At 70.1% G+C, this 11,229-nt stretch carries 9 protein-coding genes; all 9 read right to left on the bottom strand.

What is annotated here, in order from left to right; all coding sequences use genetic code 11:
- Positions 1–275: 275 nt before the first annotated feature.
- Positions 276–1,961, bottom strand: a complete 1,686-nt coding sequence (locus ABH937_RS36395; protein WP_370220700.1) for a ribonuclease J — start codon at positions 1,959–1,961, stop codon at positions 276–278.
- Positions 1,962–2,171: 210 nt separating this feature from the next.
- On the bottom strand, positions 2,172–3,071 hold the full coding sequence (dapA, locus tag ABH937_RS36390; RefSeq protein ID WP_280694455.1) for a 4-hydroxy-tetrahydrodipicolinate synthase: 900 nt from the start codon (positions 3,069–3,071) through the stop codon (positions 2,172–2,174).
- Positions 3,072–3,299: 228 nt separating this feature from the next.
- On the bottom strand, positions 3,300–4,034 hold the full coding sequence (gene thyX / locus ABH937_RS36385) for an FAD-dependent thymidylate synthase (RefSeq protein ID WP_280694454.1): 735 nt from the start codon (positions 4,032–4,034) through the stop codon (positions 3,300–3,302).
- Complete coding sequence (locus ABH937_RS36380; protein ID WP_280694453.1) at positions 4,031–4,471, bottom strand: hypothetical protein; 441 nt, start codon at positions 4,469–4,471, stop codon at positions 4,031–4,033. Before ABH937_RS36380 ends, thyX begins: the two co-directional genes overlap by 4 nt.
- 16 nt (positions 4,472–4,487) lie before the next feature.
- The gene (dapB, locus tag ABH937_RS36375) at positions 4,488–5,234 is read right to left on the bottom strand and encodes a 4-hydroxy-tetrahydrodipicolinate reductase (RefSeq protein WP_280694452.1); all 747 of its coding nucleotides are present in this window, start codon (positions 5,232–5,234) and stop codon (positions 4,488–4,490) included.
- 31 nt (positions 5,235–5,265) lie between these two features.
- Complete coding sequence (locus ABH937_RS36370; protein ID WP_280694451.1) at positions 5,266–6,615, bottom strand: pitrilysin family protein; 1,350 nt, start codon at positions 6,613–6,615, stop codon at positions 5,266–5,268.
- A 91-nt stretch (positions 6,616–6,706) separates the two neighbouring features.
- A complete protein-coding gene (locus ABH937_RS36365) occupies positions 6,707–8,917 on the bottom strand; it encodes a polyribonucleotide nucleotidyltransferase (protein ID WP_280694450.1) in 2,211 nt (736 codons plus the stop codon).
- Positions 8,918–9,325: 408 nt separating this feature from the next.
- A complete protein-coding gene (rpsO, locus tag ABH937_RS36360) occupies positions 9,326–9,616 on the bottom strand; it encodes a 30S ribosomal protein S15 (protein WP_280694448.1) in 291 nt (96 codons plus the stop codon).
- 105 nt (positions 9,617–9,721) lie between these two features.
- Complete coding sequence (eccD, locus tag ABH937_RS36355) at positions 9,722–11,179, bottom strand: type VII secretion integral membrane protein EccD (RefSeq protein WP_370220699.1); 1,458 nt, start codon at positions 11,177–11,179, stop codon at positions 9,722–9,724.
- Positions 11,180–11,229: the final 50 nt, after the last annotated feature.

Genomic DNA, 11,229 nt, shown 5'->3' with positions numbered 1-11,229 from the left:
TCAGATCCGGCTCAGTGCCTTTTCCGCTTCGCTTTCCGCATTTCGCTTCCGGCCTTTCGGCTTTCCGCTGTCCCAGACTCTAGCAGAGTTTCTGTTTCGCAATTTCCTTCGAAAAGGGCATGCGGAACCGTCGCTCAGCTGTTCCAGGGGGTTTCGCCTCCGAACCACTCGCGCGGCCGGGGCAACTCGGAGAACATTACGCACCCGTGCCCCGAGAGTCAAACCGGCCCCGCGCAGCCGAGCTGCCCGGGGCCGGTTCACGGTGACGAGCGTCGTCAGACCTCGACCACGACCGGCAGGATCATCGGCCGGCGGCGGTAGTTGTCCGCCACCCACTTGCCGATGGTGCGGCGCACCAACTGCTGGACCTGGCGCACCTCCAGCACGCCGTTGTCGGCGGACTTGCGCAGCGCCTCCTCCAGCTTCTGCACCACCGGGCTGAACGCACCGTCGTCGATGCCGGAGCCGCGGGCCTGGATGGTGGGGCCGCTGACGATCTTGCCGCTGCTGGAGTCCACCACGACGAAGACCGAGATGAAGCCCTCCTCGCCGAGGATCCGGCGGTCCTTCAGCGAGGACTCGGTGACGTCGCCGACCGAGCTGCCGTCCACGTACACGTAGCCGGCCTGCACCTTGCCGACGATCCGGGCGACGCCGTCGACCAGGTCGACCACCACGCCGTCCTCGGCGATCACGGTGCGGTTCTTCGTGATGCCGGTCTTGATGCCCAGGTCGGCGCAGGCGCGCAGGTGGCGCCACTCGCCGTGCACCGGCATCAGGTTCTTCGGCTTGCAGATGTTGAAGAAGTACAGCAGCTCGCCCGAGGAGGCGTGACCGGAGACGTGCACCTTGGCATTGCCCTTGTGCACGACGTTGGCGCCCCAGCGGGTCAGGCCGTTGATCACCCGGTAGATCGCGGTCTCGTTGCCCGGAATGAGCGAGGAGGCCATGATCACGGTGTCGCCCTCGACGATCCGGATCTGGTGGTCGCGGTTGGCCATCCGGGAGAGCGCGGCCATCGGCTCGCCCTGCGAACCGGTGCAGACCAGCACGACCTCCTTGTCCGGTAGGTCGTCCAGCTGCTTCACGTCGACGATCAGGTTGCCCGGCACCTTCAGGTAGCCGAGGTCGCGCGCGATGCCCATGTTGCGCACCATCGAGCGGCCGACGAAGGCGACCTTCCGCTTGTACTCGTGCGCGGCGTCCAGCACCTGCTGGATGCGGTGCACGTGGCTGGCGAAGGAGGCGACGATGATGCGCTTGTCCGCGTTGGCGAAGACGTTGCGCAGCGCGGCGGAGATGTCCCGCTCGTGCGGGATGAAGCCGGGGACCTCGGCGTTGGTGGAGTCCACCAGCAGCAGGTCCATGCCCTCCTCGGCCAGCTTGGCGAAGGCGGGCAGGTCGGTGAGCCGGCCGTCCAGCGGCAGCTGGTCCATCTTGAAGTCACCGGTGGCCACGACCATGCCGGCGGGGGTGCGGACGGCGACCGCGAGGGCGTCCGGGATGGAGTGGTTCACCGCGATGAACTCGCAGTTGAACGGGCCGATCTGCTCGCGCTCGCCCTCCGCGACCTCCAGCACATAGGGCCGGATCCGGTGCTCGGTGAGCTTGGCCTCGATCAGCGCCAGGGTCAGCTTCGAACCGATCAGCGGGATGTCGGGGTTCTCCCGCAGCAGGTACGGGACGGCGCCGATGTGGTCCTCGTGCCCGTGGGTCAGGACGATGCCGTCGATCTTGTCGAGGCGGTCCCGGATCGAGGAGAAGTCCGGCAGGATCAGGTCGATGCCGGGCTGCTCGTCCTCGGGGAAGAGCACGCCGCAGTCGATGATGAGCAGCCGGCCGGCGTGCTCCAGCACCGTCATGTTGCGGCCGATCTCGCCGAGGCCGCCGAGCGGGGTGATCCGGATCGCGTTCGGCGCGAGCGCCGGGGGCGCACCGAGGTCGGGATGAGGGTGGCTCAAAAGACTCTCCTTCGCGCCGCGCGCCACATGCCCGGGGTTCTCCCGCTGACATATGGCGCGCGACTTCGCTAGGTACCTGTCAGGTCGGTCCGCTCGTCACCGAGCGGCTGGCTTGTTGTGCCTCGCGCCGGTCTTCTCCGGTCCAGCGGCGGATCCCCGGGTCTTGCGGCATCGGGGTCCGGCGAGCCGGAGGGCGCGCACGTCTTCTCGCTACAGGTGTACCCCGCCGGCGGCGAGATCCTCCTTCAATCGCGCGATCTCCTCGGGTGTGGCGTCCACCAGCGGCAGCCGCAGCGGACCGCCGGGGCGGCCCTGCAGGGTGAGGGCGGCCTTGCTGAGGATCACGCCCTGGGTGCGGAACATACCGGTGAAGACGGGGAGCAGGCTCTGGTGGATCGCGGTGGCCTCGGCGACCCGACCGGCGCCGAAGGCGTCGATCATGGCGCGCAGCCGGTCGGCGACCACGTGGGCGACCACGCTGACCACACCGACGGCCCCGACCGAGAGCAGCGGCAGGTTGAGGATGTCGTCACCGGAGTACCAGGCGAGCTCGCTGCGGGCGATCGTCCAGGCGGCGGCGCCGAGGTCGCCCTTGGCGTCCTTGTTGGCGACGATCCGCGGGTGCTCGCCGAGTCGGACCAGCGTCTCGTGGCTCAGCGCGACGCCGCTGCGCCCGGGGATGTCGTAGAGCATCACCGGCAGCTCGGTGGCGTCGGCGATGGCGACGTTGTGCCGGTAGAGCCCCTCCTGCGGGGGCTTGCTGTAGTACGGGGTGACCACCAGCAGCCCGTGGGCGCCGGCGGCCTCGGCCTGCCGGGCCAACTCCAGGCTGTGCGCGGTGTCGTTGGTGCCGACGCCCGCGATCACGTGGGCACGGTCCCCGACCGCCTCGAGCACGGCGCGCACCAGCTGCGCCTTCTCGGCGTCACTGGTGGTCGGCGACTCGCCGGTGGTGCCGTTGAGGACCAGGCCGTCGTTGCCGGAGTCCACCAGGTGGGCGGCCAGGCGCTGGGCGCCGTCGAGGTCGAGCCCGCCGTCGGCGGTGAACGGGGTCACCATCGCGGTGAGGACCCGGCCGAAGGGGGCGCGGGGTGTGGAGGTCGGAGCCATGGGTCCAAAAATACTCGTAGCCGATGAGGAGGCCGTGACTCCGGTCCATGGTTCGGACAGCGGGGGTCCTGACGGCCGGCCAGAATCCGGACAAACCATAGGATTCCGGTGCTACCTGCTCGGGGGTTCAAGCAGCACCGGAATCCGTGCCCTGAGCCTAGGGAGCGGCCGAATCGGTCGCAATCCAGACATCCCGGGCAAATACATCCATATGCCTATCGGCCCAGGTCAGGGTGCGACCCGGCCGTGCGCGTTGAAGGCCGCATGGGTGAGCGGCATCAGCTGCGCCCACTGGGCCTCCATCAGCTCCGCCACCATCTCGATCTCCCGCTGCGGGAAGCTCGGCACCTTCGCCCGCTCGTCCTTGGTCCGCAGCGACAGGAAGTGCATCAGCGAACGCGCGTTGCAGGTCGCGTACATGGAGGAGAAGAGACCCACCGGCAGCACCGCGCGGGCCACCTCGCGGGCGACGCCCTCGGCGAGCATCTCCTGGTACGCCTGGTACGCCTGCTGATACGAGCGCTGCATCGCCTCGGACGTGAGCTTGTACTGCTCGGGCGTGCCCTCGACGAACTCGTACTTGCCGGGCCGCCCCTGCTGCACGAGCCTGCGGTCCTCGCCCGGCACGTAGAAGACCGGCTGCAGCTCGCGGTAGCGCCCGCTCTCCTCGTTGTACGACCAGCCGCTGCGGTGCCGGTGGAACTCGCGGAAGACGAAGATCGGCGCGCTGATGAAGAAGGTCATCGAGTTGTGCTCGAAGGGGGTGCCGTGCCGGTCGCGCATCAGGAAGTTGATCAGACCCTTGGACTTCTCCGGGTCCTGCTGGACCGCCTCCAGGGACTGCTCGCCAGCGGTCGAGACCCGGGCGGACCAGACCACGTCCGAGTCGGCGGCGGCGCTGCGGACCAGCTCCACCGTGACATCGCTGCGGAAGGTGGGGGTGGCCGCTGCTTCGTCGGTCACGGGTTGCTCCTCAACTTGATCGCGTGGTGCATGGTCTTGCGGGCCCGCGGGGTGTCGCCGGCGTCAGCGTAGGCGACGGCCAGCCGGAACCAGACCCGCCAGTCCGCCGGTTCGGCCTCCGCCTCGGCCTGCCGCTTGGCGAAGATCTCGTCGGCCGAGTCGCGGTCGATCCGGCCGCCCGAGGTGCGGCGCAGCTCGTCCACCGGCAGCCCGCCCTCGGCCGCCAGCTCGCGGGACATCGCCTCGGTGGTGCGGCCGAAGCGGATGGTCTGGCGCAGGAACCAGACCCCGATGCCCGGGATGATGAAAGCGCAGACGCCGATGCCGATGCCGAACGGCTTGCCGGTGGCGATCAGCTGGACTCCCTCGGCCATGCAGACCAGGGCGACGAAGAAGAGGGTCGCGGCGAGGATGAAGAAGCCGGTGCGGGAACTCATCTGGTGCTCACCCGGCTCACAGGTCGAGGAAGTGTTCGAGGCCGAAGGTCAGCCCCGGCGTGTCCACCACCCGGCGCACGCCGAGCAGGATGCCCGGCATGAAGCAGCTGTGGTGCAGCGAGTCGTGACGGATCGTCAGGGTCTCGCCGGTGTCGCCGAGGAGCACCTCCTGGTGGGCCAGCAGGCCGCGCATCCGCACCGCGTGCACCGGCACCCCGTCCACGTCGGCGCCGCGCGCGCCGGGCAGGCCGTGCGTCGTCGGGTCCGACTGGCGGGGCAGGCCGGCCGCGTCGCGGGCGGCGGCGATCAGCTGGGCGGTGCGGGTGGCGGTGCCGGAGGGGGCGTCGGCCTTGCGGTCGTGGTGCAGCTCGACCACCTCGACCGACTCGAAGTAGCGGGCCGCCTGCTGGGCGAACCGCATGCTGAGCACCGCGCCGATCGAGAAGTTCGGCGCGATCAGCAGGCCGAGCTCGGGGTTGGCGGCCAGCCAGTGGTCGACCTCGGCGAGCCTGGCCTCGTCCCAGCCGGTGGTGCCGGTGACCACGTGGATGCCGTTGTGCAGGCAGAAGTCCAGGTTGCGCATCACCGCGTCGGGGTGGGTCAGTTCGACGGCGACCTGGGCGCCGGACTCGACCAGGGTCTTCAGCTCGGTGTCCCGGCCGAGGGTGGCGACCAGTTCCAGGTCCGCGGCGGCCTCGACGGCCTTGACCGCCTCGGAGCCGATCCGCCCGGTGGCGCCGATGACGGCCACTCGGAGAGTCATGGGGGTGTCCTTTCAGGCCAGGCAGCGACGGTTAGAAGAGCTCCGCGAGCTTGGCCGCCCGCTTGTCGGTGATCGGCCCGATCAGGGCCAGCGAGGGCCGGTGGGCGCCGAGCACCTCGCGGGCCACCGCCTGGACGTCGTCCAGCGTGACGCCGGCGATCTTCGCCAGCATCTCGTCCACCGAGAGGTGGTGGCCGTAAGCGAGTTCGGCCTTGCCGATCCGGTTCATCAGCGAGCCGGTGTCCTCCATGCCGAGCACGGTGGAGCCGGAGATCTGGCCGATCGCGCGGCTCAGCTCCTCCTCGGTGATGCCCTCGGCGATCACCTTGTCGAGCTCCTCGCGGCAGATCCGCAGCACCTCCTCGACCCGCTTGGGCTGGCAGCCGGCGTAGATGCCGAACAGGCCGCTGTCGGCGTAGGAGGAGGAGTAGGAGTAGACGGAGTAGGCCAGGCCGCGCTTCTCCCGCACCTCCTGGAAGAGTCGCGAGCTCATCCCGCCGCCGAGCGCGGCGTTCAGCACCCCGAGCGCCCAGCGCCGCTCGTCGTGCCGGGGCAGTCCGGGCACGCCGAGCACCAGGTGGGCCTGCTCGGTGGAGCGGTTCAGCACCTCCAGGCGGCCCGCGGTGCGCACCGCGCGCAGGCCGCGGCGGGCCTCGGCGGGGGCCGCGTCGGACTTGGCGAGCAGGCCGGCGAAGGCCTCCTCGACCTGCTTGACCACCACGCGGTGGTCGAGGTTGCCGGCCGCCGCCACCACCAGCTGCTCGGGCTTGTAGCGGCGCTTGAAGAAGCCGGCGATCTGGTCGCGGGTCAGCCCCTTGACGGTCTCCTGGGTGCCGAGGATCGGGCGGCCCAGCGGGGCGTCGCCGTAGATCACCTTGGCGAACAGGTCGTGCACCACGTCGCCCGGGTCGTCCTCGGCCATCGCCATCTCCTCGAGGATGACGCCGCGCTCGGCCTCCACGTCCTCGGGGCGGATCAGCGAGCCGGTGAGCATGTCGCAGACCACGTCGATGGCCAGTGGCAGGTCGGTGTCCAGCACCCGCGCGTAGTAGCAGGTGTTCTCCTTGGCGGTGAAGGCGTTCATCTCACCGCCCACCGCGTCCAGCGCGGCCGAGATCTCCAGCGCGCTGCGCCGCTCGGTGCCCTTGAAGAGCAGGTGCTCCAGGTAGTGGGTGGCGCCGTTCAGCACCGGCGTCTCGTCCCGGGAGCCGACGCCGACCCAGATGCCGAAGGTCGCCGAGCGGACCGTCGGCAGGGTCTCGGTGACGACCCGCAGGCCGCCGGGGAGCACGGTGCGACGCACCACGCCGGCGCCGTCCACGCCCTTGAGCAGGGTGCGGGTGGTGCCGGGGCGCTGCTTGGCCGCCGAAGCCTGGGCCACGGGCCGTCCTTCTTTCACTCAGGAGAACAACAGGGTGCGGCCCGTACGCCGCGAGGGCGTACGGGCCGCGGGTCCAGCTAGTGACCGGTGATCACTCGGCGGCGGCGGTCTCGCCGCCCTCCTCGTCCTCGACGACCGGGATCAGCGAGAGCTTGCCGCGCGGGTCGATCTCGGCGATCTCGACCTGCACCTTGGCGCCGACGGCGAGCACGTCCTCGACGTTCTCCACGCGCTTGCCACCGGCGAGCTTGCGGATCTGCGAGATGTGCAGCAGGCCGTCCTTGCCCGGCATGAGCGAGACGAACGCGCCGAACGTCGTGGTCTTCACCACGGTGCCCAGGTAGCGCTCGCCGACCTCCGGCATGGTCGGGTTGGCGATCTGGTTGATCGTCGTACGGGCAGCCTCCGCCGAGGGACCGTCGACCGCACCGATGTAGATGGTGCCGTCGTCCTCGATGGTGATGTCCGCGCCGGTGTCCTCCTGGATCTGGTTGATCATCTTGCCCTTCGGGCCGATGACCTCACCGATCTTGTCCACCGGGATCTTGATGGTGATGATGCGCGGCGCGTTCGGCGACATCTCGTCCGGAGTGTCGATCGCCTCGTTCATCACGTCCAGGATGTGCAGACGCGCGTCCTTGGCCTGCTTCAGCGCGGCGGCCAGCACCGAGGCCGGGATGCCGTTGAGCTTGGTGTCCAGCTGCAGGGCGGTGATGAAGTTGCGGGTACCGGCGACCTTGAAGTCCATGTCGCCGTACGCGTCCTCGGCACCCAGGATGTCGGTCAGCGCGACGTAGTGCGTCTCACCGTCGATGTCCTGCGAGATCAGGCCCATCGCGATACCGGCGACGGCGGCCTTCAGCGGCACACCGGCGTTCAGCAGCGACATGGTGGAGGCGCAGACCGAGCCCATCGAGGTGGAGCCGTTGGAGCCCAGCGCCTCGGAGACCTGGCGGATCGCGTAGGGGAACTCCTCGCGGGTCGGCAGCACCGGGATCAGCGCACGCTCGGCCAGCGCACCGTGGCCGATCTCGCGGCGCTTGGGCGAACCCACCCGGCCGGTCTCGCCGACCGAGTACGGCGGGAAGTTGTAGTTGTGCATGTAGCGGCGACGCGTCTCCGGGGAGAGCGTGTCGAGCTGCTGCTCCATGCGGAGCATGTTGAGGGTGGTGACGCCCAGGATCTGGGTCTCGCCACGCTCGAACAGGGCCGAGCCGTGCACCCGCGGGATCGCCTCGACCTCGGCGGCCAGGGTGCGGATGTCGGTGACGCCGCGGCCGTCGATCCGGATCTTGTCCTTGATGACGCGCTCGCGGACGATCTTCTTGGTCAGCGCGTTGTAAGCGGCGCTGATCTCCTTCTCGCGGCCCTCGAACTCCGGGAGCAGCTTCTCGGCGGCAACCGCCTTGACCCGGTCCAGCTCGTTCTGGCGCTCCTGCTTGCCGGCGATGGTCAGCGCCTTGGCCAGCTCGTCCTTGACGGCGGCGGTCAGCGCGGCCAGCACGTCGTCCTGGTAGTCCAGGAAGACCGGGAACTCGCCGGTCGGCTTGGCGGCCTGGGCGGCCAGCCGGGACTGCGCCTCGCAGAGCACCTTGATGAACGGCTTGGCGGCGTCCAGACCGCCGGCGACGACCTCCTCGGAGGGCGCCTCGGCGCCGCCCGCGACCAGCTTGATGGTCTTGTCGGTGGCCTCGGCCTCGACCATCATGATCGCGACGTCGCCGTCGGCCAGCACCCGGCCGGCCACGACCATGTCGAAGACGGCGTCCTCGAGCTCGCTGTGGGTCGGGAACGCCACCCACTGGCCGTTGATCAGCGCGACGCGGACGCCGCCGATCGGGCCGGAGAACGGCAGGCCGGCCAGCTGGGTGGAGGCGGAGGCGGCGTTGATCGCGACCACGTCGTACAGGTGGTCGGGGTTGAGCGCCATCACCGTGACGACGACCTGGACCTCGTTGCGCAGGCCCTTGACGAAGGACGGGCGCAGCGGGCGGTCGATCAGGCGGCAGGTCAGGATGGCGTCCTCGGAGGGACGGCCCTCACGACGGAAGAACGAGCCGGGGATCCGGCCCGCGGCGTACATCCGCTCCTCGACGTCCACCGTCAGCGGGAAGAAGTCGAAGTGCTCCTTCGGCTGCTTGGAGGCGCTGGTGGCCGACAGCACCATGGTGTCGTCGTCCAGGTAGGCCACGGCGGAGCCGGCGGCCTGACGGGCCAGGCGGCCGGTCTCGAAGCGGATGGTACGGGTACCGAAGGAACCGTTGTCGATCACGGCCTCGGCATAGAACACGTTCTCTTCCACCTGGAAGATCTCCTCTTTCGTACGTCTCCTGGAGAGCGCCCCCGCGCTTGCCTGCCGGTGTGGCCCTGACCTGCCGGGCCGGTCTTCGATCGAAGCCCCCGGGCTCTCCCGCTGCGTTTGCGCGGGACTCCCGGCGGCCACTACCGAGGACCGGCGCCTCTCGGCGGCCAGGCCTTTCGGCGGCGGGCGTCTGGACGCTCTCCTGGATGCGGGCGGCTTCCGTTTGAAGCCTGCGGCCCGCAAGGGGGTTGTGTCGCTCGGGTGAAGCACCAGGCGGTGCCATCACCGGGCATGCCCACAACCCTACGGTGCGAATCTCGGCCGCCTCGGGAGGCGGCCCGGAAATTCTGCGGCCGGTACGCGCGAGGGGCGGCTCCCCTTGGTGGGGAGCCGCCCCGGGCGGCGGTCTTAGCGGGCGCCGCCGGCGGCACCGCGGCGGATGCCCAGACGGTCGACGAGCGTACGGAAGCGCTCGATGTCCTTCTTGGCCAGGTACTGCAGCAGCCGGCGACGCTGGCCGACCAGGATCAGCAGGCCACGACGGCTGTGGTGGTCGTGCTTGTGGAACTTGAGGTGCTCGGTCAGGTCCGAGATACGGCGGGAGAGCATGGCCACCTGGACCTCGGGGGAGCCGGTGTCGCCCTCCTTCTGGCCGTACTCGGCGAAGATCTGCTTCTTGACGTCAGGGGCGAGAGCCACTGCAACTCCTCTGGGATGACCGAGCGATCCCGGTATGTGGCACAGGATCTTCTGAGACTCGGAAGCCCAAGGGTACCAGCAGCCGCGCAGCCCTCAGCGCCGGTGTCAACCGGTGGCGCCGCGGACCAGCGCGTAGACGTTCAGCACCGCGAGTGACAGCGGGACCAGCGCCATCATCAGCAGGCTGTCCACCATGTCCAGGATCCGGCCCCAGAAGGGTGACACGCCCAGCCGCGGCACCACCAGGGCGATCGCGACCAGCAGCGTGGCGCCGAGCGCGATCGAGCCGCCCAGCCAGAGGGTGCGCAGGTCGACGGCGGTCGTGCTGGTGGCCTTGATGATGAACAGCGGGGTGTGCAGCGACAGGCCCAGGATCAGCAGGCCCAGGCCCAGCAGGCCGGCCACGGTCAGGCTGAAGACCTGCGCGGTGTAGCGGAAGAGCCGGGCCCGCAGCATCGTCGCGATGCCCAGGGCCAGCGCGAGCAGCTGCGGGAACATCTGGTCGGTGAAGCCCAGCACGGTGCAGGCGCCGACGATCACCGCGGCGCAGCCGCCGACCAGGCCGACCAGCACCTCGTGGCCGCGGCGGGCCTGGTGGGCGATCCGCTCGTACTGCACGGCCTCGGCCCGGCTGCTCTCCTCCATCGCCCGGCTGCCGCGGGTGCGGGTCTGGCCGGGGGCGCTGAAGCCGACCGGGAGGCGGGCGAAGCGGGCCGAGAGGGCCGGCAGGAAGCCGATCGCGGCGAGCGCGGCGACGCCGGCCACCGCGGCGATGTGGTTGGCCGGGGTGCCCGGCATCAGCACGGCGGCGAAGGTGGCCAGGGTGCCGCCCGCCGCGAGCACGGCGGCGGCCACGAAGACCGAGTCCTTCTCCGGCAGCAGACCGACCAGCAGCACCGCGACCACCAGCATGGTGGCGCAGCCGACCAGGAACTGCAGCCGACCCGGGCCGTCGTACTTGTGCGCGACGCCGAGGATGCCGGTGCCGGCGATCAGCGCGTGCGGCAGGGCGCCGATGCCCAGGGTGAGGGCGGCGACGTCGTCCCGGTAGACCCGGGCCCGCACGCCGGCGAAGGCGACCAGCACCAGGGCGGTGACGCCGCAGAGCACGCCGGGCAGGCCGTGCATGTTGTGGGTCAGGTCGGAGAACCAGAGCGCGAAGCCGAGCAGCACGATCAGCAGGCCCGCGCCGATCAGGCCGAAGGCCCGCATCAGGTCCGGGCTCCAGAACCGCCGGTCGGCCTCGACCGCGCTGGCGATCGCGTCGGCGACGTCGTCGTAGACGGCCGGCGGCAGCGACTCGGCGAACGGACGCAGGCTCAACAGGTCGCCGTCGCGCACCTGCTGGGCGTTCAGCGGCAGGCCGCTGTCCAGCACGGTGCCGTCCCGGCGGACCAGATGGAAGCCGGTCGCGGCGCCCTCCGCCTGAGTCTGGCCGGAGAGCCGCAGCACCTCGGGATAGACGTCCGCGAGCGGCACGTCCTCCGGCAGGGCCACATCGATCCGGCTGTCCGGTGCCACCACGGTGACCCGACAGAATCCGGTCGCTGCGTTCGAACTCACCGGTGCTCCCCCTTGCTCGCTTGTCCCGGTCGACACGCTTCGCGCCGCCC

The organism is Kitasatospora sp. GAS1066B, assembly GCF_041262605.1.
Taxonomy (GTDB): Bacteria; Actinomycetota; Actinomycetes; order Streptomycetales; family Streptomycetaceae; genus Kitasatospora.
This window is presented reverse-complemented; position numbering and strand designations above follow the sequence as displayed.

What these genes read in the sequence shown, in the direction of transcription:
- dapA (WP_280694455.1), bottom strand. Translation starts at nt 3,071, where the DNA reads ATGGCTCCGACCTCCACACCCCGCGCCCCCTTCGGCCGGGTCCTCACC.
- ABH937_RS36380 (WP_280694453.1), bottom strand. Translation starts at nt 4,471, where the DNA reads ATGAGTTCCCGCACCGGCTTCTTCATCCTCGCCGCGACCCTCTTCTTC.
- dapB (WP_280694452.1), bottom strand. Translation starts at nt 5,234, where the DNA reads ATGACTCTCCGAGTGGCCGTCATCGGCGCCACCGGGCGGATCGGCTCC.